Annotated in this window: 23 protein-coding genes; 15 read left to right on the top strand and 8 right to left on the bottom strand. The window is 32.9% G+C overall.

What is annotated here, in order from left to right:
* Window positions 1-709: 709 nt before the first annotated feature.
* From AC1Q7L_RS03145 to aroB, 4 genes are all read right to left on the bottom strand, one after another.
* A complete protein-coding gene (locus tag AC1Q7L_RS03145; protein ID WP_492305466.1) occupies window positions 710-1,315 on the bottom strand; it encodes a porin family protein in 606 nt (201 codons plus the stop codon).
* A 323-nt stretch (window positions 1,316-1,638) separates the two neighbouring features.
* Window positions 1,639-2,220 (bottom strand): porin family protein, encoded by a 582-nt coding sequence (locus tag AC1Q7L_RS03140; protein ID WP_410690487.1) that lies wholly within the window; start codon window positions 2,218-2,220, stop codon window positions 1,639-1,641.
* Between the two features lie 241 nt (window positions 2,221-2,461).
* Window positions 2,462-3,097, bottom strand: coding sequence for a porin family protein (locus tag AC1Q7L_RS03135; RefSeq protein ID WP_066758682.1), 636 nt, complete (start codon window positions 3,095-3,097; stop codon window positions 2,462-2,464).
* Window positions 3,098-3,371: 274 nt separating this feature from the next.
* The gene (gene aroB, locus AC1Q7L_RS03130; protein ID WP_492305467.1) at window positions 3,372-4,418 is read right to left on the bottom strand and encodes a 3-dehydroquinate synthase; all 1,047 of its coding nucleotides are present in this window, start codon (window positions 4,416-4,418) and stop codon (window positions 3,372-3,374) included.
* A 430-nt stretch (window positions 4,419-4,848) separates the two neighbouring features.
* Here aroB and AC1Q7L_RS03125 point away from each other — a divergent pair, with 430 nt between their 5' ends.
* Entirely contained in the window at window positions 4,849-5,787 is a 939-nt protein-coding gene (locus tag AC1Q7L_RS03125; RefSeq protein ID WP_410691279.1) for a pseudouridine synthase, read from the top strand.
* A 164-nt stretch (window positions 5,788-5,951) separates the two neighbouring features.
* On the opposite strand, the gene pncA is transcribed toward AC1Q7L_RS03125, so the two are convergent.
* Window positions 5,952-6,557 carry a bifunctional nicotinamidase/pyrazinamidase gene (gene pncA / locus AC1Q7L_RS03120; protein ID WP_123984464.1) on the bottom strand — a complete coding sequence of 202 codons (606 nt, stop codon included), beginning with the start codon at window positions 6,555-6,557 and terminating at the stop codon, window positions 5,952-5,954.
* A 396-nt stretch (window positions 6,558-6,953) separates the two neighbouring features.
* On the opposite strand from pncA, the gene AC1Q7L_RS03115 reads away from it, so the two are divergent.
* From AC1Q7L_RS03115 to AC1Q7L_RS03095, 5 genes are all read left to right on the top strand, one after another.
* Window positions 6,954-8,096 carry a DEAD/DEAH box helicase gene (locus AC1Q7L_RS03115; RefSeq protein ID WP_123984465.1) on the top strand — a complete coding sequence of 381 codons (1,143 nt, stop codon included), beginning with the start codon at window positions 6,954-6,956 and terminating at the stop codon, window positions 8,094-8,096.
* A 407-nt stretch (window positions 8,097-8,503) separates the two neighbouring features.
* Window positions 8,504-9,040, top strand: coding sequence for a YfiT family bacillithiol transferase (locus AC1Q7L_RS03110; RefSeq protein ID WP_066758676.1), 537 nt, complete (start codon window positions 8,504-8,506; stop codon window positions 9,038-9,040).
* Window positions 9,034-9,495, top strand: coding sequence for a DUF1569 domain-containing protein (locus tag AC1Q7L_RS03105; protein ID WP_492305468.1), 462 nt, complete (start codon window positions 9,034-9,036; stop codon window positions 9,493-9,495). Before AC1Q7L_RS03110 ends, AC1Q7L_RS03105 begins: the two co-directional genes overlap by 7 nt.
* The gene (ytxJ, locus tag AC1Q7L_RS03100) at window positions 9,492-9,869 is read left to right on the top strand and encodes a bacillithiol system redox-active protein YtxJ (protein ID WP_492305469.1); all 378 of its coding nucleotides are present in this window, start codon (window positions 9,492-9,494) and stop codon (window positions 9,867-9,869) included. Before AC1Q7L_RS03105 ends, ytxJ begins: the two co-directional genes overlap by 4 nt.
* The gene (locus AC1Q7L_RS03095) at window positions 9,869-10,465 is read left to right on the top strand and encodes a Crp/Fnr family transcriptional regulator (RefSeq protein WP_410690494.1); all 597 of its coding nucleotides are present in this window, start codon (window positions 9,869-9,871) and stop codon (window positions 10,463-10,465) included. Before ytxJ ends, AC1Q7L_RS03095 begins: the two co-directional genes overlap by 1 nt.
* Before the next feature lie 84 nt (window positions 10,466-10,549).
* On the opposite strand, the gene AC1Q7L_RS03090 is transcribed toward AC1Q7L_RS03095, so the two are convergent.
* The gene (locus AC1Q7L_RS03090) at window positions 10,550-11,965 is read right to left on the bottom strand and encodes an aminotransferase-like domain-containing protein (protein ID WP_492305470.1); all 1,416 of its coding nucleotides are present in this window, start codon (window positions 11,963-11,965) and stop codon (window positions 10,550-10,552) included.
* Between the two features lie 97 nt (window positions 11,966-12,062).
* Between AC1Q7L_RS03090 and AC1Q7L_RS03085 the strand changes: the two genes are divergently transcribed.
* The 7 genes from AC1Q7L_RS03085 to AC1Q7L_RS03055 all read left to right on the top strand — a co-directional run bounded on the left by AC1Q7L_RS03085 (window position 12,063) and on the right by AC1Q7L_RS03055 (window position 18,919).
* Window positions 12,063-12,947: a DMT family transporter gene (locus AC1Q7L_RS03085; protein WP_492305471.1), complete on the top strand. Its 885-nt coding sequence runs from the start codon at window positions 12,063-12,065 to the stop codon at window positions 12,945-12,947.
* 225 nt (window positions 12,948-13,172) lie between these two features.
* Window positions 13,173-13,787, top strand: coding sequence for a Crp/Fnr family transcriptional regulator (locus tag AC1Q7L_RS03080; RefSeq protein ID WP_492305472.1), 615 nt, complete (start codon window positions 13,173-13,175; stop codon window positions 13,785-13,787).
* Window positions 13,788-14,273: 486 nt separating this feature from the next.
* The gene (locus tag AC1Q7L_RS03075; protein WP_410690500.1) at window positions 14,274-14,774 is read left to right on the top strand and encodes a CinA family protein; all 501 of its coding nucleotides are present in this window, start codon (window positions 14,274-14,276) and stop codon (window positions 14,772-14,774) included.
* Between the two features lie 169 nt (window positions 14,775-14,943).
* Window positions 14,944-15,621: a response regulator transcription factor gene (locus AC1Q7L_RS03070; protein ID WP_492305473.1), complete on the top strand. Its 678-nt coding sequence runs from the start codon at window positions 14,944-14,946 to the stop codon at window positions 15,619-15,621.
* Between the two features lie 73 nt (window positions 15,622-15,694).
* Window positions 15,695-16,981 carry a sensor histidine kinase gene (locus AC1Q7L_RS03065; protein WP_492305474.1) on the top strand — a complete coding sequence of 429 codons (1,287 nt, stop codon included), beginning with the start codon at window positions 15,695-15,697 and terminating at the stop codon, window positions 16,979-16,981.
* Window positions 16,982-17,088: 107 nt separating this feature from the next.
* The gene (locus AC1Q7L_RS03060) at window positions 17,089-17,874 is read left to right on the top strand and encodes a phosphatase PAP2 family protein (protein WP_492305475.1); all 786 of its coding nucleotides are present in this window, start codon (window positions 17,089-17,091) and stop codon (window positions 17,872-17,874) included.
* Window positions 17,875-17,884: 10 nt separating this feature from the next.
* The gene (locus AC1Q7L_RS03055; protein WP_492305476.1) at window positions 17,885-18,919 is read left to right on the top strand and encodes a sulfite exporter TauE/SafE family protein; all 1,035 of its coding nucleotides are present in this window, start codon (window positions 17,885-17,887) and stop codon (window positions 18,917-18,919) included.
* 1 nt (window position 18,920) lies between these two features.
* Here the strand turns inward: AC1Q7L_RS03055 and AC1Q7L_RS03050 are convergent, their stop codons facing one another.
* Window positions 18,921-19,718, bottom strand: coding sequence for an AraC family transcriptional regulator (locus AC1Q7L_RS03050; RefSeq protein ID WP_492305477.1), 798 nt, complete (start codon window positions 19,716-19,718; stop codon window positions 18,921-18,923).
* Between the two features lie 126 nt (window positions 19,719-19,844).
* Between AC1Q7L_RS03050 and AC1Q7L_RS03045 the strand changes: the two genes are divergently transcribed.
* Entirely contained in the window at window positions 19,845-20,942 is a 1,098-nt protein-coding gene (locus tag AC1Q7L_RS03045; protein ID WP_492305478.1) for an Atu1372/SO_1960 family protein, read from the top strand.
* Window positions 20,943-20,960: 18 nt separating this feature from the next.
* Here the strand turns inward: AC1Q7L_RS03045 and pdxR are convergent, their stop codons facing one another.
* A complete protein-coding gene (pdxR, locus tag AC1Q7L_RS03040) occupies window positions 20,961-22,412 on the bottom strand; it encodes a MocR-like pyridoxine biosynthesis transcription factor PdxR (protein ID WP_492305479.1) in 1,452 nt (483 codons plus the stop codon).
* A gap of 101 nt (window positions 22,413-22,513) precedes the next feature.
* Between pdxR and AC1Q7L_RS03035 the strand changes: the two genes are divergently transcribed.
* Window positions 22,514-22,969: a cupin domain-containing protein gene (locus AC1Q7L_RS03035; RefSeq protein ID WP_410690505.1), complete on the top strand. Its 456-nt coding sequence runs from the start codon at window positions 22,514-22,516 to the stop codon at window positions 22,967-22,969.
* The last annotated feature ends 10 nt before the right edge of the window (window positions 22,970-22,979 follow it).

Genomic DNA, 22,979 nt, shown 5'->3' with positions numbered 1-22,979 from the left:
TACTTTACTTTCTGAGTCTGATTTTTCAACCAGACGTTCAGTAATTTGCAAATTGCTTGCCAAAATTGAAAATTTACACGTTTAACCTATCATAGATGCCCTGTAGAAAGGATTCTAAAAATTGAAAATAAACTAAATTTTAACATAATAAATTGAAATTTCATAATCAAATATGAATTTTATATTAATTTTTACATCAAATTAATTAAGTTTATGATATTAAAATTTATTTCATTAAGTGTTGAAATTTATACTATTTAAAAATTAAAAATGATGATTAGTAGAAAAAATTTGATCTTCCTTGTTACTCAATGATCAAATATTTACTTGAATTTGTATGATAACCTTCTTTAATTATCAAAAATTATGACCCTAAAAAAGTTTAAATTTGAGAAATAACTCAAAATTAATGTAAAGTTTTACAGATTCTGGCCAAATAAAAGAGCCAGGATTATACATCCTGACTCTTCTTTGAAATCTAATCTATCACTTTTATTTTATAGACCAAGTTTATGAGCAAACTTAATTTATAATTCAAATCTTCTCAAATCACGTGCCAAAATAATTTTTAATTTATTGATAATCAATTATTTAAATTATTAATTTTAATTTAAAAGCATTAAATAATTCAGTCAAATAATTAAAAAACGTTTATTAGTTAATTTTATAAAGTATACTTTTAATTGTTTAGTATATTATAAAATTTCCTTTATTTGAATTTATACGTTACTCCTAATTGGAATGTTGAATTTGTCTTAGAATCACCATAACCTTTTTTAACAGTATTAGTTAATCCCGCAACATATCTTGCATTAAATCCAATGTTTTTTGTAATATCATAGCCTAGACCTAATCCTAACCCCAGATTAAATTTATTTAAACCATCATTAATTTTTAAAGATGTTCCATTTTCCAATTTATACTTATTGTTTATCATTAAGCCAAATTCAGGACCTGCTTCAATATAAAATTTTGGGCTTACATTATATTGTAACATAACTGGAACTGTAATATAGTCAAGATTTAATCTTGCTTTAGCAAAAGAGACACCCTTGTCTTCGTTAACAAAAGCTCCATATTGAGAATATAAAAGTTCCGTTTGTAAAGAGAATGAACTGCCTAAAGGAATTCTAGCAAATGCACCAGCATTAAATCCTGCTTTACCATCACGAAAGCTATCAAGATGAGATAAATTTAAACCTGCTTTTACACCAAATGTAACTGGCGATGAAGATTTGATTATTTCTTTTGTTGTAGTTTGTGCAAATACCAAAGAACTTCCAGTAGTTGCTAGCCCTAAAATTAATTTTTTCATAAATTGTCTTTGTTTTAATTACGTATTATGTTTCAGACCTATAAATTTGAAGCCTGATTTTTTCTTATTCTCAAATCATATGCCAAAAAATAATATAATTCACTATATATCAATAAGTTAAATAACGTTATTTTTAATTAAATTTTAATTAATTAACATATATATCATCAACGATTAACTATTATTAATTAATTTTATAAAGACAATATTTCAGATTATATACTTTAACTAAGGCTATAATTTTCAAAAAAATTAAAATTGGAGACAAAAAAAATCAGGTTTACATTGTAAACCTGATCTTTCTTTATTAAAATCAATATCTGTTAGAACTTGTATGCAAGACCTACCTGGAAAACATTGTTTTTTCCTTCTGGCTGCTCACCTGCAACTTCTTTTCCTATATCTGTAACACCTGCAACATATCTTGCATTAACACCGATATTTGGAGTGAAGTAATAACCAGCACCGATACCAATACCGAAATCAAAACCTTTGATATAATCATTAGCTTTTACTGATACAGACTGATACTTGAATTTAGAATCTATTAAGAAACTGAATTGTGGTCCAGCTTCAAGATAAAATTCCGGAGTTGCGTTATATTGGAACATTACAGGAACTGAAATGTAGCTTAAATTTACTTTAAGATCTTCAAGACCGTCTGCTTTTGCGCCAACACCGTTATATAAAACTTCCGGCTGTAAGCTGAAATTTGATGCAATTGGAGCGTTTAAAAATAAACCTCCATAAAATCCTGCTTTAGCTTTTGAGTCACCACCAGAAATAGTAGCAACGTTAAGACCTGCTTTAACTCCTAATTTAAGTGGAGAAGAAGATGGTGCTTTTTCTTGAGCAAATGCGATTGAACTTGCTGCAACTGCTAATCCTAAGAATAATTTTTTCATAGTTTTTTGTTTAGTTAATTTTTTATTATTGAATTGTTCGTTTTATAATCCCGAATATGCAAATTTCTTGCCAAAAAATATTAATTGAGTTTAAAATCAATAAAAATAACATGATATTTTAACGATTACATTTTATATTGGTATTCAATTTATTATAAATGAACTAAAAACCAAAAAAAGTCAGACCTTACGATCTGACTTTATATTGAATTAAAATTTGTTATCTGAATGTTAAGAAAGCTTATTTGAATTTATAAGCCAATCCTACTTGGAATACATTATTTCTAATTGCATCTCCAGGGTTATCTTTAACGATATCCGTTAAACCAGCAACATATCTAGCTGTAACTCCGAAGTTTGGTGTGAAATAATATCCAGCTCCAATACCGATACCTACGTTGAATGTATTTAAATCATCCTTATAGTTATCACTTGTAGTTGAATTTCCGTTTGTTTCGTTTTTGATTTTGTTTTTAGCACTTACCATCAAACCAAATTCTGGTCCAGCCTCTAAATAAAGGTTTGGTAAAGCGTTGTACTGGAACATTACCGGTACCGCAACATAATCTAAATGGCTAGAAGTAGAGTATTTGTTACCAAGTACAGTATATTCAGTTTTGTTACCATACTGGCTATAAATAACCTCTGGCTGAATGCTGAAAGAACTTGCAATTGGAATATTAGCAAATACACCTGCGTTAAAACCGATTTTTGATTTGTTGTCATCAAGACCAGATCCTTTAGTTGCAGAAGAAACGTTCATTCCTCCTTTAACACCAAATGTAACTGGGTTTGAAGATGAAGCCGTAGCTGTAGTTGTTTGTGCGAATGCTAGTGAACTTGCAGTTACTGCTAATCCTAAAATTAACTTTTTCATAACTTTAATTTTTTAATATTTTACTATTCTTAATTTTAAATTTTACTACTGTCAATTTTTACGTTGACGCAGAGTATCTTTCAAATTGCTTGCCAAAACTAAAAAACATGATAAAAGTCAGTAAAAATACCGCCTGAAAAACAAGCGGTATTGTATTTAAATATTTAAAAATCAATTAATTAAAAGATTAAACAAACATTTGATTGCAAATCAAATAAATTGCCACAAATTTTTAAAATCGGATTATTTTGCTTGAATTTTTTTGGAATTTTAATTAAATACTGTCCAATTGTCTGTAGAAATTCAATGATTCAACGATGTTTTTCTGACTGCATTGATAATCATAAGTACATTCTCCGATTCCTGAGACTAATGAGAAGTTGATTTTACTGTCAGCATTCTTTTTATCATTCAATAATAAAGAAAAAATGTCTTCATCTTTAAAATCACTGATATCTAAATAAGGATAATATCTTTGAACATTTTCAATTATAATTTTTGAATCTTCCTCAGAGATCAAACCTTCAAGATAGGAGAGGTGCGCTTCAGAGATCATTCCCATTGCAACAGCTTCACCGTGTAAAATAGGATTTCCCTGTTCTAAACATAAACTTTCAATGGCATGACCGATAGTATGACCAAAATTCAGTGTCTTTCTAACATTTTTTTCATGAAAATCTTTTTCTACAACATCCTGCTTAATATCCATCGACGTCTGAATATGCGGAATAATTCTTTCTATATCTAATTTATGAATCTGAATAAGATTGTCCCAATGTTTTTTATCCGCGATCAATCCGTGTTTAAGCATTTCGGCGAAACCGCTTCTTAATTCTTTAAAAGGAAGTGTTTCTAAAAATTTCGGATACACAAAAATTTGCTCAGGAAAGGTGAAAGTTCCTACCATATTTTTATAATGCATCAGATCAATCCCTGTTTTCCCGCCAATAGAAGCGTCACACATCGATAAAAGGGTAGTCGGAATATTAATAAACTGAACTCCTCTTTTATAGGTAGAAGCCACAAAACCTCCCATATCCGTAATAACACCACCTCCAAGGTTGATGACAAGCGCTTTTCTGTCAGCTTTCATTTCTGTCAGAATTTCCCAAAGCTGATTGGCAGTCTGAATATTTTTCATTTCTTCCCCCGCTTCAATCTCCAGAATTTCAAATGAAAGTTCGGTTTCCAAATTGCCCAAAAGAACGGGAAGACAGTATTCATGTGTATTTTCATCAACTAAAATAAAGATTTTGCTGAATGATTTTTCGTGTAAAAAGTCGTTTAATTGAGAAAAATTATCGTTTAATATTGTTATCATTTTCAGAATTTCTATAACGTTAATAGTGAAACTATATTGCAAAGTTATGATTCTTAATTTTTAACTCGTAACTAAATTACTATCTTTGCAAAAATATTTTAGCATGAGCAGAGACAATAATAATTCAGGAAAACCTAAAAGACCAAGAGTTTCAACAAGAAATTCCGGAAGTTCTCGCGCTCCTAAATCTGGAAATTCTTCAGAATCAAAACCTTTCAAAAAACCTTTTTCTAAAAGTGGTGACAAGAGTTTTGGCCAAAAAGATAGAGATGAAAATGGCAATTCAAAATTTGAGAAAAAGCCTTTCAGCAGAAGTGATAGAGATACCGACTCTAGATCTTTCAACAAACCTGATTCTAGGAGAGGTGATACAAATTTTGAAAGCCGTGGTGATGAAGATCGCAGCTCAAAACCTGGCAGAGAGCCTTACATTACTTCACAAAACGAAGGTAGAGAAAGAAAAACTTTTGGTGGTAAACCTGTTTCTAAAAGAGGTGGTCCAAGAGATCCTGATGCCAAAGACAACAAAAGAGGTAAATACGAAAGAGGCAGCTTAAAGTACGGTAAGAGACCTTCTACCGGAAGCGACAGAGATGAAGACAGAGCAAAATCTTTTGTACAGAAAAGAAGATTAAATAAGATTGAAAAGGACATCCATAAAGATACCATTCGTCTTAATAAATATATCGCAAACTCAGGGATTTGTAGCAGAAGAGAAGCTGATGATCTGATTGTTCAGGGCTTAGTTGAAGTAAACGGAAAAGTAGTAACTGAAATGGGTTACCAGGTTGAAAAAACTGATAAAGTAGTTTTCGACGGACAAAACATTACTCCAGAAAAGCCTGTTTATGTACTATTAAATAAGCCAAAAGGTTATATTTCTACTACAAAAGACGACAAAGCAAGAAAAACAGTAATGGATCTTGTGGCAAATGCTTCTCCGTACCGTGTTTTCCCAGTTGGAAGATTAGACCGTTCTACAACGGGTGTTATTCTTTTAACAAATGACGGACACATGACGAAGAAACTAACGCACCCATCTTTTGACGCGAAAAAAATCTATCACGTAACGTTGGATAAAAAATTAACCAATGAAGATATGAAACTGATCGTTGAAGGGATTCGTTTGGATGAAGGAATTGCTACAGTTGATCAAATTTCATTCATTGAAGGTAAACCTAAAAATGAGATCGGAATCGAAATCCACATCGGATGGAACCGTGTTATCAGAAGAATCTTCCAAAGATTAGGATATGAAGTTGAAGCTCTTGACAGAGTAACATTTGCAGGATTAACGAAGAAGAATATCAAAAGAGGACACTGGAGAATTCTTACAGAATTAGAAGTGAATAACTTGAAAATGCTTTAATTAAGCTAAATTTTAAGTTTAAAAATAAAAAAGACGTTGAATTAATTTTCAACGTCTTTTTTTGTTTATCTATTTTTAGAGTTTTTGTCATTCCGGAGGAATCTATACTATGCTTTATTTACTATATTTAGATTCCTCCGGAATGACAAAATGCTGTTAAAAAACTATCCCAAAACAGTTACTCCTTTCTGAAGCATTTCGAAAATAGCATCTCTTGCATTATCCGGTTTTACGTTTACAGCGCGCGTCCCGTTGAAATGCAGACAAGTTACATATCCGTTTGCAACAGCATCAGTACACGTAAATTTCACGCAATAATCCATTGCTAAACCTACAATTTCTAATAACTGAATTTCGTGATATTTTAAGAAATCATCCAAACCCGTTTTCATAAAGTGATTATTATCCTGAAAACCGCTGTAAGCATCAATTTCAGTATTTTTTCCTTTTTGAATGATGTGAGTTACTTTATCTCTGTTCAGATCTTTATGAAATTCTGCTCCAAAAGTTCCTTGAACACAATGATCCGGCCACATAAACTGTGGAACACCATTCAAAATAATGCTTTCCCCAACTTTTTTTCCGTTATTGCTTGCGAAGCTTTTATGATTTGCAGGATGCCAATCCTGAGTAAGAACAATTTGATCGTATTCATTTTCTTCCATCAGAAGATTGATGTAAGGAATAACCTCGTTAGCTCCAGGAACTGCTAATGCACCACCTTCACAAAAATCATTCTGTACATCTACAATTATTAACGCTTTTTTCATATTTAGATTTCTCGAATTTTTGATAAATATATAAAAACTACTATTCAAAAAATTGTCCAAAGATTAATTATCGGACAAAACGGCATTTAGATTAATAATTTTTAAACAAAATTTTCTAAATATAAAAAAGGTTATTAATCGCAAAGGCGCAAAGATTGTTGAAAAAATAGTGTTATAAGACGCAAGGATTTTATCTTCGATAAAATTTGTCCCGTTATAGATGAAAATCTTCGATTTTCTTGCGCCTTAAAGTAGTGTCAAGATTAAAAACCTTTGCGTCTTTGCGATTCTCCAACAAAACAAGATCTTTGTTTAATTATAAAAACAATTACTATTTCACTTTCGGGATATAAAACAAATACCAATAGCTTATCTTTGCAGTAAATAAGTATTTTTATGTCATTTGAATCGTTAGGATTATCACACAATATTATTCATTCTGTTAAAAAATTAGGGTATTTAAAGCCGTTTCCAATTCAGGAGCAGGCGATACCTGTTATTTTGCAGGGAAAAGATCTGATGGGAATTGCGCAGACAGGTTCCGGAAAAACGGCTTGTTTTGTGATGCCTATTTTAGAAAAACTGCAAAATGCAGAGGTTAAGAAAGACCGTAATATTCAGGTTTTAATATTGGTTCCTACACGTGAATTGGCAATTCAGATTGATGAAGTTTTCAGAGCTTTTACAGACAATTTGAAGCGTGAGATTCGTACAATGGCAGTTTATGGTGGTGTTTCCATCAATCCGCAGATGAAAGGAATGTTTGGGGTAGAAGTTCTTATTGCAACGCCTGGCCGTTTATTAGATTTGATCGATCATAAAGCGTTGAGTATCTCAGGAATCCAGCATTTGGTGATTGATGAAGCAGATAAAATGTTTCAATTAGGTTTTGGTGAAGAAATGAATAAACTTTTCGCTCAAATGCCTGTCATGAAACAGACGACTTTGTTTTCTGCGACTTTAGATGATAAAGTTTCTGAAATGAAGGAGCGTTTATCAATCAATCCAACATTAATTGAGATCAAAAAAGAAGAAGTTGAAATTGATAATATCGAGCAATTGGCTTATCATGTTTCTCCGGAAAATAAAGGTCCATTTTTGCGTTATTTAATTAAAGAAAAGAAGGTTGAAAAAGCATTGATTTTTGTTTCCTCTACAAAATCTGCAGATAATTTGGTTGAAAAGCTAAAGAAAAATAAAATTAAAGCAGTTGCGATTCACAGTCAGAAATCGCAGGGTGCGCGTAGAAATAATTTGGAAGAATTTAAAGTAAATGGTGCGCAAATTTTGGTTGCTACAGACTTAATCGGTCGTGGTATCCACATCGAATCTTTGCCTTGTGTTATTAATTATGAGCTACCGCGCTCGCCTTTAGATTACATTCACAGGATTGGTAGAACGGGTCGTGCTGGCGAAAAAGGAACTGCCATCAACATTCTGACTGATGATGAACTGCAGCATTTCAGAGTAATTCAAAAGAAAATGGGCAAGAAAGTGACTTTACAAAGAACAGAAGGTATTGATTTACATGGTTATTAGTACTTTAATTTAAATAATATAAGCTTCAATTTTAATAGAATTGGAGCTTTTTATTTTAACCAAAAAAGGTACAAAAGATCAGCACACTAGTATTTTAAGCTAATTAACAAACCGCAAACAAGAACACATTAGCTTAAAAATCTTTGATTTTTATTTTTTTGAGAACTTTTATTTTCTGATAATTAAAAATTGGTTAGATATCCAAAAAGCTTTTGTTCCTTTTTGGTTAAAGGCATTTACTAAAGTAAATTAGATTTTTACTTTAGTAATTGTAATAAATACAATTAACGCTTTTTTCATTTTAAATTCTCGAATTTTTGATAAATTAGCAAACGGCAAAATTCAGAAACTGTCCAAAAAATTAAGGATCGGACAAAACGGCAACATTAAAAATTAAAACTAATAGAATGAGCAATTTAGAACAGAAAAGGTTTCCAATAGGCGAATACCAACAGCCTGAGAACATCTGTGATATCAAACTTGATGAATATATTAAAGTCATCAAAAATTTCCCCGAAAAGCTTAAAAAATTAATAGAAGACCTTTCTGACGACCAACTAGACACTCCTTACAGAGAAGGTGGCTGGACGGTAAGACAGCTTGTGAATCACATCGCAGACAGCCATATCAATAGTTTTATTCGTCTTAAACTGGCATTAACGGAAGACAATCCAACCATCAGACCTTACGATGAAGCGAAATGGGCAGAACTTCAGGACAGCGTAAATATGCCGATAAAACCCGCAATGAGAATGATAAAAGGAACGCATCAAAGATGGGCTGCATTGCTTAAAACGCTTACCAATAAACAGTTTGAAAGAACTTTTCATCATCCTGAACAAAACCAAAATTACGATCTGAGAAATTACCTTGCTCTGTATGTCTGGCACTGCAACCATCATTTTGCTCATATTGAAAATTTGAAGAAAGAAAAAGGTTGGTAAAAAAGAGTCTTCATAATCGGATTTATTTCGAGGAAATTATTAATAGAATTTCTAATCTTGATGAAAATTCTCCCAGAAAATGGGGGCAAATGTCTGCTGCTCAAATGCTGAAACATTGTGATCTCGTTCTTCAGGTTGCTTTACAGAAAATCATTCTTCCAGAAATTAATATTTTGTTTTCTGCTGTAGGTATTCTTACAAAATTCGAAATGCAAATTTTTAATAACGGAATTCCCCGAAACATGCCTACTTTTCAAAAACTAATCGTTAATTTTGAATGTGATTTTGATGAAGTAAAGAAAAGTCTCCTGAAAACACTGGATGATTATTGGTATGCATTTGAAAACCATAAATTAGCCCATCAGCACAGACTTTTTGGTAAAATGAAGGAGAAAGACTGGGGCTTTTTAGAGTATAAACATCTTAATCATCACCTTAAACAATTTAATGTATGAGTTTTTTTGATAAAATATTTGGCGGAAAAGAAGAAAAACAAGAAGAAAAATCTTTTTGGAACAAGATAGAATCTGAGGAAGATTTAAAAAAGGCTATTGAAAATTCTTCTCAACATAAGATTGGAATATTTAAACATTCAACGAGTTGTTTTATCAGTAAAACTGTATTGAAAAACTTTGAAAAAGAAATAGAAAATACCGATGAAAAAGTAGAGTTGTATTTCTTAGATTTGTTGGCTTACAGACCTATCTCCAATAAAATAGCAGAAGATTTGGGAGTAAGACATGAAAGTCCGCAATTTATCGTCATAGAAAACGGAAAAGCCATTAGCAACGCTTCGCATCAGGATATATCTTTAAGCCAAATCCTCTAATGAAAAATATTAATAATTATTTATCTAAAGTTTTAAATGTTCCGCTTGAAAAAGTGAATATGTGCAGCCTGCACTATGAAGTAAAGAAAATACAGAAAAATCAGTTTATTTTACAGTACGGAGAGGTTTGCAGACACATTTACTTTGTAGAAAAAGGTCTTTTGAAGATGTATTCTATCGATAAAAACGGAAAAGAACACATTATACAATTCGCTCCTGAAAGCTGGCTGATTTCTGATAGAAGCAGTCTTTATTTTAACGAAAAATCAATTTACTATATAGAAGCTATTGAAGATTGCGAAGTACTTTTATTACATCCTGACTTCATCAGTAAATTGGTAGGTGAATTCCCGAGCAGCCTTGGAAAAAGTGATGTTTTAGTTCAAAAACATATCAAAAGTCTTCAAGACAGAATCAATTCTTTATTGGGCGAAACTGCCGAAGAAAGATACATGAAATTCATCAAAATGTATCCTGATTTGTTACTTCGAGTTCCACAATGGATGATCGCTTCCTATTTGGGAATCACGCCTGAAAGTTTAAGCCGTGTAAGAAAAGAATTGGCTAGGAAAAATTTCGTTCCGGATAATAAATAATTTAGCTGGAAGAGGGAGTTAGAAGCTCGAAGTTTTTGGAGTATTTAACTTCCAACTTCCTGCATCCATCTTCCTTTCTAACTACTAAATTCTCTTCGCCAGACTTCCAATTTGTCTTAATTTTAATTGAATATCTTCAGACCAAGGCAAACCAATACAAAGTCTCATACAATTTTCAAACTGGTCTTGTAATGTAAACATCCTTCCGGGCGCAATACTTATATTTTCTTTTATTGCAAGATCATACAATTCTGTTGTTCTAATTTTTTTATCAAATTCTACCCAAAGAGAAAGTCCGCCCTGTGGCCGGCTGGTTTTTGTCCCTTCCGGAAAAGATTCTGCGATGGTTTGGACATAATTTTGATAGTTATTTTGCAGGGTTTTTCGCATCTGCTGAAGATGTTTCTCATATCTTCCGGTCTTTAAAAAATTAGCAACCGCTTCATTTACAATCGATATTGATGAAGTGGAATGGAGTAGTTTTAGCTTTAAAATTTTCTCTTTATATTTTCCGGGAACAATCCATCCAACGCGATAACCCGGCGCCAAAGTTTTTGAAATTGAACTGCAATACAAGACATTTCCTTCTTTATCAAAAGACTTACAGCATTTCGGACGGTTCTGTCCAAAATAAAGATCTCCGTAAACATCATCTTCAATCAAAGGAATATTATTTTCTGCGAGAAGTTTTACCACTTCTTTTTTGTTTTCATCAGACATACAGCTTCCCAATGGCGTATTGAAATTGGGAATTAATAAACAGATATCAATTTTAGGAATTACCTCTTTTAAAGCTTCAATTTCGATCCCGTGAGCAGGATGGGTGGGCAATTCTAAAACTTTCAATCCAAAACCTGCAGCCAACTGTAAAATCCCCGGATAACACGGACTTTCAATGGCAATCGTATCTCCCGGTTTTCCCAAAGCCATCAAACAAAAAGATAGGGCATTCATTCCGCCGTTTGTGGTCACAACATCATTTTCATTAAAATTTCCTCCCCAAGACAGCGATCTTAGGGCGATCATTCTTCTTAGCTTTAAATTCCCTTGAAGTTCTTCATATTCAGCGCCGCCGGATTTTAATTCTCTTGTTGCGTTGATGATCTCTTTTTTAAGTTTAGCCTGAGGAAGCAGATCTCCCGAGGGAATCGCAATAGAAAAAAGCGTAAGATTATTTTTACCCATATTTTCATAGACCTTGCTGATTAATTCATTGGGCTCATTATTATTATTGGCGATCAGGGAAGGTCGGCTCACTTCGGGAAGAGGAAGTTTAATTGAAAGTAACTGACTTACAAAATACCCCGACTGCGGCTTAGATTCTACTAAAGACATCGACTCCAATTCCAGAAAGACACGTTTTGCCGTATTCATGCTGATTTGATGTTCTTTGCATAAAATTCTTACAGACGGAAGTTTATCTCCGGCTTTTAAAACTCCATTTCTGATCTGAGAAGCGATACCGTTGGCGATTTCTGTATATAAAAATTCTTTATTCATATTTTCTAACTGTGCTCATGCAAATATACAAAACTGAGACTGTGCTTACTGAATTAACTTCTATAATTTTGACACATTAAATAAAACCAAAAATAAAATGATGACAAATACAATATCAAAAGATCAAACAGTTAACGGCTGGATCAACGGTTTCATAGGAGTTCTTTTGTTCAGCGGTTCTATGCCAGCAACCAAATTGGCAGTGAATGATATGAGTCCGATTTTTGTGACAATTGCCCGTGCTGCGATTGCAGGTTTACTTGCTTTAATAGTACTTTTAATCTACAAAGAAAAACGACCAACTAAAAATCAGTTATTTCCTTTAGCTTTAGTATCGATCGGCTGTGTGATTGGTTTTCCTTTGCTTTCGGCATTGGCTTTACAATATGTGACATCGGCTCACTCTATTGTCTTTTTAGGAATGTTGCCTTTAATGACAGCAATTTTCGGAGTTATTAGGGGAGGAGAAAGACCGCATCCTGTATTTTGGCTTTTCTCAATTATTGGAAGTCTTTTGGTGATTGGTTATGCGGTTTCTCAAGGGATTTCTGCTTCTCCGATTGGCGATATTTTAATGTTGGCGGCAGTAGTTTTATGTGGATTAGGTTACGCTGAAGGTGCTAAACTTTCAAAAACCTTGGGCGGATGGCAGGTAATTTCTTGGGCTTTGATTTTATCTTTACCTTTAATGATTCCTTTATTTTTCATCTATTTTCCTAGTAATATCGAGACTGTAACAACCGCAGGATGGCTTGGTTTGGCTTATATTGCCTTGTTCAGCATGTTTATCGGCTTTATCTTCTGGTACAGAGGTTTGGCTCAGGGCGGAATTACAACGGTCGGTCAGTTACAATTATTACAGCCGTTTTTCGGATTGGCATTGGCCGCATATTTTCTTCACGAACCTGTAAGTATGGGAATGTTGGGTGTTACCATTGGAGTTATTCTTTGTGTGGCAGGTACAAAAAAGTTCGCGAAATAGAATATTTCATTAAAATAATTAATTATACGCTTCCAAAAGCTTAATTCAACTACAAATCAACCCCATTTATACACTTAAATGGGGTTAATTGTATCATTTTGTGAATTTTTTAAGAGAAAACATCAAATATGGTTTAAAATTTGTTTGACAAAAAAATAATTATTGATTGATAAAAAATTGGCGTAAATTCTACAATAGAAACTAAGCGACTTAAAACTAGTACATATGAAAACCATAAGCTGTATGAACATTGATATGGAGCTTCTTCGCACCTTTAGTGGAGAAACTAAAGAGTATAAAAAAGGAGAAATAATTTTCAGAGAAGGAGACCATGCACTTTATTATTTTCAGATTGAGGAAGGGAAAGTAAAACTCAATAATTACAATGATGACGGTAAAGAATTTATCCAGAATATTTTTGGTAAAAACCAGAGTTTTGGAGATTCTATGCTTTTTCTTGAGAAGTTTTACCCCATCAATGCCATCTGTCTGGAAAGTTCCAAAATCATAAGAGTTCCCAAGCACAGTTTTCTGGAATTATTAAGAATACATCCCGAAATATCTTTAGGAATGAATGCCTGTCTTTCGCAAAGACTTTATTATAAAATTTTAATGACGCAAAATATGTCTTCTACCAATCCAATCTTGAGATTAAAAGGATTAATGGAGTATTTAAAAAGCTATTACGAAGATGATTGTCAGCACTGTTTTCACATAGAACTCACGAGACAGCAGATAGCCAACTTAACCGGATTGCGTGTAGAAACGGTTATTAGAGTTCTGAAAAGAATGGAAAAAGAGAGTCTCCTTAAAATCGTAAACCGAAAAATATTATATTGAGTCTATTTAAACTTTTATTAACCACAAAAGGGACAAAAGTTATTCGAATAACTGACTTTTATCCAACTATTAGAAAACAAAGTTCTCAAAAGAATAAAAATCAAAGATTTTTAGAACTAATGTGTTCTTATTTGCGGTTTATTAATTAGCTTAAAATACTAATGTGTTGTCTTTTGTATCTTTTGTGGTTAATAAAAGTTTAAATAAGTTCATTAAGAACATGACCCAAGTCATAAAAAAGTGAAATATAATAGCATAAATTGAAGTGTAGAATTATCATCAATTTTGATATAAAATAGAGAAATCAAATTACTCTAAAATGATCTGCATTATTTTGAAAAATTCATGAAAATTTGTGATTAAAAATAATTAATAAAACACTAAGCATAAAAAGAAATTAAAAAGTAAAGGTTCCCAAAAATGAGTTGATTCTCATTAAAATTTTAAATTAAAACACCAATATAAATCACTTAAACCTTAATTACTATGAAATTTCAACAAAACCTACTCGAGTATATCAGTCGTTCATTAATGAGCGTTAATGAATCTATTTCAGTTGTAGAAAGCGTAACTTCCGGTTGCCTTCAACTTGCTTTTTCACAAATGCCAAATGCCTCATTGTTCTATAAAGGCGGAATGACAGCTTACACTTTACCCGAAAAAGTAAGATTATTAAGCATTGATTCAGACGAAGCTGAAGAATGCGATTGCGTCTCAGAAAACATAGCAGAAACTATGGCTTTAAATGTTGCAAAACTTTTTGAATCTGACTGGTCAATTGCCACAACAGGCTATTGTACGCCAATACGCAATTCTTTATATAAAATTTTCGCTTATTTTTCATTTTCATATAAAGGTGAAATTGTTCTTACCAAAAAATTAGAATTACACCCTAAAACACAAGCCCTGAATGCTCAGTTGTACTATACAGAGTTCATTTTAGGATGCTTTAAAAGCGAAATGAATCAATTATTAATTCTAAAATAATGACCACTTAACTATCCTACTATATTTAAATTAATGATAAAACCATAATGTATTTTATGGTTTTATTTTTTTTGAATATTTTAAGTATATTTAAAAAGATTTAATTCGAAATTTCTACAAAATTCAAACTGTAAATTAGCCTAATAAAATAAGACCTTAAAATACATCGATGAAAATCCTGATCATAGAAGACGAAACAGAACTAGCCAAAAGTATTGCAGAATATCTTTCGGAAGAAAATTATTTATGTGAATTTGCAACAACGTTTCAGGATGCGATGGACAAAATACAGACCTTTCAATATGACTGTATCCTTTTAGACATCATGCTTCCCGATGGTAATGGTCTTACGATTTTGGAGGAATTAAAAAAGCAGAATAAACAGGACGGAGTTATTATTGTATCAGCAAAAAATGCTTTAGATGATAAAATCAGTGGCTTACAAATGGGCGCAGATGATTATCTTACGAAACCTTTTCACCTTTCTGAGCTGATGGCAAGAATTTATTCTATTATTCGGCGGAAACAATTTAATAATTCAAATGTTGTAACACAAAATGAATTGCAGATCGATCTTCTAGCCAAAACAGTTTCTATTAATAATGAAACAATTGCTCTTACTAAAAAAGAATTTGATCTTCTGATCTATTTTATCGGAAATAAGAATAAGGTAATTTCAAAAAGTACTTTAGCAGAGCATCTTTCAGGTGATTTTGCAGATATGCTGGATAATCATGATTTTGTGTATGCTCATGTAAAAAATCTTAAAAAGAAACTTTACGATGCAGGTTGTGATCATTATTTAAAAACCGTATACGGGACAGGGTATAAATGGGAGGGAAGATAATCTATAAATAATAAGTAATTGGTAATGAGTAATATTTTTATCAAAAACTAACATAAAAAATTCATAACTACAATTGAAGCCTCTACTAAGTAAAACCACAAAACCGTTCCTCATCTATGTGCTTATTATTTTAATCATAAGCATACCGGTCTATTATTGGGCGGTAGATACGATATGGAAAAGTGAGCTGGACGAACACAATAGAACTATTGCAGAAAAGACAGCTTATGAATTCAACCATTTGAAGCTTTCTGATGAAGAATTAACCAAAAGTATTACACTCTGGAACAAAATACAACCAGACACCAATATTGAAAAAATCCAGACCAATACTTTAAAAAGAGATATTATCTTCACAGTAGAAAGACAAAAAAACTATTTATCCGAACCGGAAACAGAGCGATACAGATGCCTGAAAAAAGTAGTGTATATTCATAACCAGTCTTATCTTTTTACAGTAGAAACCAATATTGAAGAATCTCAGGAAACGATTGTTGTTATTGCGATTACAACCGTTTTTTTCTTTATTATGATTGTTTTGGGACTTTTATTTTTAAACAGAAGACTATCCAATACCATTTGGAAACCTTTTAGAAATACATTGGGAAAATTAAAAACTTTCAACCTTAATCATCAAAGTAAAATTGAATTCGATAAAACAGATACGACAGAATTTGAAGAATTAAATCAATCATTAAGCAAATTAATAGAGCACAATGTTTCTGTCTATAAAACTCAAAAAGAATTTACAGAAAACGCTTCTCACGAATTACAAACTCCTTTGGCTATTATTAAAAATAAACTTGATATTTTATTACAAACCGAAGATCTTACAGAAAAACAATATCAGATCGCAGAAGAAATAAATAAAGCTTTAACCCGAAGTTCCAGAATTAATAAAAATCTTTTACTACTCGCAAAAATTGATAACAGTCAGTTTGATAATTCGGGAACGATCTATTTCGACATACTTCTCAGACAAAATTTTGAAGTTTTAGAAGAACATTTTCAACAAAAAACCATTTCCGTGACTTCCTACATTTTACCGGAAGTAAAAGTGAATGGAAACAGCAGCTTAACCGAAATTTTAATCACTAATTTATTATTAAATGCAATTCGTCACACTCAAAAAGACGGTTCTATATCAATAAAATTAAATAATTCATCTTTTGAAGTGGCAAATTCCGGAACAGAAAAGCTAAATACAGATTTATTATTTAAAAGATTTTCAAAATCATCAAAAGACAATAATGGAAGCGGATTAGGATTATCGATCATAAAAGAAATCTGCAACTTTCAACATTGGTTTATTGAATATAAATTCGAAAATAATTTCCATGTTTTTTCTGTGAATTTTTAGATCAAATAAATCTGACTTAAGCTTTTTTAAACCTTTTCTTCTAAATTTCTTCTAAATTGGATTGCATTTTTGTGTCATTAATTAATCTTAAAGACACGAAAGCATCTATGAAAAGTTTAATATCAAGCTTAGTTTTACTATCAATAAGCTTCCAGAATATCTATGCTCAGGATAGTTTAGCTGTTCATACAGTTCAGGACAGTGTAACGGCTGTAAAGCCCAATTTGGAGGACAAGACTCACGAATTCAATTATAAAAAACTCATTATTCCAACCGCGCTTATTTCTTACGGAGTCGCAAGTTTGAGTATAAAAAGTTTAAAAGAATTAAATTTTTCTACTCAATACGAGATCAGCGAACATAAGCCGGATCACATCAGACTTGATAATTACACGCAGTTTGCTCCCGCTATTTTGGTGTACGGGCTCAACGCTGCCGGAGTTCAGGGAAAACATAATTTCAAGGACAGAAGCATCATTTATGGAACATCTATGTTGATTACTTCCGCAATTACGCTTCCTTTAAAACATATCGTAAAAGAGGAAAGACCGGATCAGTCGAACAACCTTTCTTTTCCGTCCGGTCATACTACAATCGCTTTTGCATCTGCCCAATTTATGTACAGAGAATATAAAGACACCAATTTCTGGCTGGGGATTTCGGGATATTCTTTTGCCGTTTTCACAGGCGTTTACAGAATGCTGAACAACAAACATTGGTTCGGCGATGTCATTGGCGGTGCAGGTTTCGGAATCCTGTCTACAGAGCTTGCTTATTGGTTATATCCAAAGATTAATACACTTTTAGGCGGTAAAAAAGAAAAATCACAAACGATGATCATGCCTTTTTATCAACAGGGAAATATGGGAATTGGTTTAGTAAAAAACTTTTAAAATTAATACAATGACAATCAATATCATACTGTTATTTTTAGGAACAATTTTAGCCTTTTGGATCAGTGCAATCTGCGGTGGCGGAGCGAGTTTGATACTTATCCCAATCCTGAATTTATTATTGCCGAGTTCCGTGGTTCCTTTTTCATTAACGATAGGAACTTTTACGAGTTCGGTTTCAAGAATTGCTGTGTTTAAAAAACATATCAACTGGCAGATCTTTTTTTGGTTTGTTCCGTTTTCTATTCCTGCGGTTTTGCTGGGAGCATGGCTTATTAAATACATCAATCCCAATTATTTACAATTAATTGTTGCCTTTTTTCTGATCATTAATCTTCCCGAATTATTTAAATCAAAAAAAGCAGAAACGAAAACAGAAAAAGCGTATCCAAAATTCATGTTAATCATCATTGGATTTTGTGCAGGATTTATTTCTGGAATTACAGGAGCAATTGGACTGTTATTTAATCGTTTTTATCTAAGATTTGGATTAAAAAAAGAGGAAATTGTAGCAACAAGAGCTGCCAATGAAGTCTTTTTACATTTAATTAAACTGATCATTTATATTTCGCTCGGATTGTATTCCAACACAGCTTTATGGCTTGGACTTACGATTGCAGCGGCAACCATCATCTCGTCTTACACCGTAAAATATATTCTTCCTTATTTGAGTGAATTTTTATTCAAAAAAATAGGGTACGGGGCGATGGTGATTTCCGGAATTATGCTGATGGCGGGAACTTCGGAGAAAATTATTCAACAGGATAAAATTTCCTTTTCTACCGCTCATCACAGCCATGAAACAGAGTCTGTAATTTCATGGAGACGCACCGATTTTATAGTAGAATTTGCGTTTGATGATGGTTTTGAAGTAGAAAGACCCATAAAAGCGGATGAACTTCCCAAACATCTCAAAGAAAAATATGAGAACTTAAAGCCTCATTACGACAAAATTCATCTTGAAAAAGTCTTTACTTTCAGAAAAGAACCTGCTTATGAATTTTATTGCTATAAAAACGGGCAACTCACCAAATTTGAAGTCTAATTTATTTGGTTCTCGGTTTTGATTTCATAATTGAAAAATAAGAAGACGTAAACGCAGAAAGGCTTTGATAACCAACTTTAAAACCAACTTCGCTTAGTGTAAATTGCTTCATATCAATTAATTCAACGCTTTTTAGAATTCGTATTAATTGTAAATATTTTTGAAGTGTAATTCCCGTTTCATGTTTGAAAATCCGCTGTAAACTTCTTACCGACATTTGTGCTTTTTCGGCTAAAAGATCAATGTTCAGATTATATTTAAAATTTGAATTAATATAGTTGCAAACAGGGATCAATCGGGCATCCGTCGGAACAGGAACTTCCAGATAATTGCTTTCCTTGCAAAAGTGGGGAAGGCTTTTTAAAATAGCTTTAAAAAATATGTCCTGCTCATCATCTTCTGTTAAAATTTTGTTCCATTTTGAGGCATATAAAAGCATTTCCCTCAAAACCGGAGGAATCGCAAATACCTGAACATGTTCATAAAAATCTTCTTTAAAGGAAGAATTAAACAAAAAAAGCATCAATTTTACCGTTTTCGCTTCTGAAGTAATGCGATGAGGTTTACCCGAAGGAATCCAGATCACATGATTTTGAGGAACCAGATAAATCTTCTGATCAATATGAAAATATTGGTAACCTTCTTCCACATACGTTAACTGGGCGCGCTTGTGAGTATGCTCGTAATCATCATGTTTCCAGTTTTCTTCGCACCAAACATAGGCTTCTTTCTCGATGGTATCGATAAAATGACTTTCTTTTTGTTCAGTTAAACCGCATTTCACTTTGTCGTTCTGCATAAAGTTTTTGGCAAATTTAATAAAAACGTCATTACTAAATTTGTATTATAAAAATATATCTTATTCAGAATGAAAAAATTAGGTTCTCTTTTTGTATTACTCTTATTACTAAAAATCACAAACATCATGGCACAAGATAAAGCTAAAGTATTGGTTTTGATCCATTCAGACAATGGTGGAACGTATGAACTGGCAAAAGAAATCGCCAAAGGAATTGAAAGCGATAAAAATGCAACAGCGATTATAAAGCAGGTAAAAATATCTCAAAATCAAAAATTAAAAGACATTCCCGTTGCAACAGTGGAGGAACTTCCAACGTATGACGGAATTGCTTTTGGTTCGCCCGTTTATTTCGGAAATATCAGCACCGGAATGAGCGAATTCTTGTCTAAAACAGTCAATCTTTGGACCAACCACTCGCTGGAAGGAATGCCGGCAACGGTTTTCATGTCTGCGGGAAGCGGAGCCGGAAAAGAATTGGCTTTGCAGGCTTTTTGGAACAGTCTTACCGTCCACGGAATGGTTATGGTTTCTAACGGAATTCGTGGAACAGAAAGCATTAACAAAGCTATTCCTCAGGGAAATACCGTGTTGGGAGTAACCAGCATGGCTTCTTTGAAAGATGTTGAAAGACCTACAAAAGACGAAAGAAATCTTGCCGAACTTCAAGGTGAAAACTTCGCAAAAGTAGCATTCGCTTTAAAAGTAGCATTCGCTTTAAAGGGAACATTTACTAAAAAAGCAATGACGACGATTGAAAAGTCTGTTAATTTTAATGAAACATTGAAACAAAAAAATATTACTCTTCCTCAAGTTCCCAAACCTGCAGGAAATTATAAGCCGTTTGTACGTTCAGGAAATTTGGTTTTCATTAATCAGGTAGCTTTGAAAGACGGGAAAATTTTAAATCCAGGAAAATTAGGAGTTGATGTGAACGAGCAACAGGTAAAAGACGCTACAAGAGCAACGATGCTGAACGTTTTATCAGTCTTAAATGAAGCTGTTGGCGGAGATCTAAGCAAAGTAAAACAATGTGTACAGTTGACAGGGATTTTCAATACCAAAGACGATTATACAAAACATGCCGATTTGATGAATATTGCATCTGATCTTACCGTTGAGGTTTTTGGAGATAAAGGAAAACATGCGAGAGCAACATTAGGCGCTTCATCAATTCCCGTGAATTCTTCTGTGGAAATACAGGCAATTTTTGAGGTTGAATAATTAAGTTAAAACATAAAATTAAGAAATACCAATTGCAGGAATTTGATCATTAAAAATTCCTGCAATTACTTTTATACTCTGTTCCAATTGTTCTTCGGAAAGAGAACCGTAGCTTAATCTAAAACCGTTTACAACTTCATTGAAACTAAATTGTTCAGGGTGAATTATTTTAATATTTTTATCTAATAACAAACTAGTTACAATATCCCAATTAAATTTTACTTTAGGAATAATCCAGAACGCAAGACCACCTTCCGGCAACGTAAAATCTGCATTATTTTTCAAATGCTTTTCCAAAAGTGCATACACAAAATCTCTTTTATTTTTATAGTGAATCGTTGCTTTTTTAATATGCTTTTTCACAGCTCCATCTTTGATTAATTGCAAAACGGCCTGTTCCATAATCACATCGCCTTGTACATCAATTATTTTCCGCAAATCACCGATTTTCTTTAATAATTCCTGATTTTTGGTCACCAAATATCCAATCCTCAAAGCCGGAGCAACCACTTTACTCATTGTTCCAACATAAACACTGTTATTCAGTTCAGGAAAACTGGAAATAGGCAGGATAGGACGGTAACCGAAATGAAACTCATTATCGTAATCATCTTCAATGATCGTCAGGTTATATTTGTTGGATAACTCAATTAATTTCAATCTTCTAGCTAAACTTAAAGTAACCGTTGTAGGATATTGTCTATGAGGAGTTAAATAAATTGCTTTTATATTCTTATTCGTCTTTAAAAGCACAACAATATCTTCTACAATAATTCCGTCTTCGTCTACGGAAACGGGTAATAATTTTGCACCTGCATATTCAAAAGCATTCCACGCAGGTTGATATCCCGGATTTTCTACGATTACACAATCACCATTACTAAATAGACTCTGAGCCGTTAAAAACATCGCCATTTGGCTTCCTCGGGTAATAGAAATATCATGTTCATTATGGTGCATTCCGCGCTGATGATTGAGCATTTGAGAGATGGCTTTTCTGAATTCAAGATCACCATGTTCACTGCTGTAACCCATCATTTGCCATTTTGCTTTTCTGTTAAAGATCTGTCTGTAGGCACGGGCCAATTCGGTAACCGGAGCGATTTTACTGTCGGGATGTCCGTCATCAAAATTGATTAGTAATCCATTATTGATTTCAGTTTTGTATTCATCTTCTGATTCATTTTTATTGAATCTTGCCTTTAAAACAGGCAATTGATCCGATACAAAAATCCCTTTTCTCTCTTTTGAAATCACCCATTCTTCATTAATTAAAACCTGGTAAGCTTCTACGACCGTATTTCTGTTGATTTTTAGCAATAATGCCAAATTACGGCTTCCGGGAAGGGCAACTCCAGATTGTAACCTGCCGGATTGTATATCTCCAATAATCGTATCGGCGATCTGTAAATAGACCGCTTTATCGAGTTTTTTGTCGATCTCAAATTCTAATTTCCATGGACGCAACATCTGGACTACCTATTTATATAAAAACTGAATCATTTAAACAGTCCAAATATAAAATAATTTTGTATCACAATAAAACAACAACAATTAAATATTTAAAAATTATGGACACTAAACAATTCAGTTCAAAAGACTTTCACGAAACTTTTGCAAGACCAAAGTATGTAAAACCGACTCATTTAATTCACAAAAACGTAGAAAATGAAGGCGAACACAATCAATTTTCAACAGAAAGAAAGCACCCAGTTTTCTTCGTAGACCTTCCAAGTAAAAATGTAAGTATGACCATCGGAGGTTTATTACCCGGACAGCAAACCAACAAACACCGTCACACCTACGAAACCGTTTTATACGTCATCGAGGGAAAAGGCTGGACAGAAGTTGAGGGTGAAAAAGTAGAATGGAAGGCTGGAGATGCAGTTTATATTCCGTCTTGGGCTTGGCATAAACATCAAAATTTGAGCGAAACAGAATCTGCAAAATACATCGCCTGCGAAAATGCCCCTCAATTACAGAATTTGGGCGTTGCATTAAGAGAAGAAGAAGGCAGAGACCTTTAAATGAAATAAC

This window comes from Chryseobacterium sp. GW823-FHT05E08 (assembly GCF_058795655.1).
This window is presented reverse-complemented; position numbering and strand designations above follow the sequence as displayed.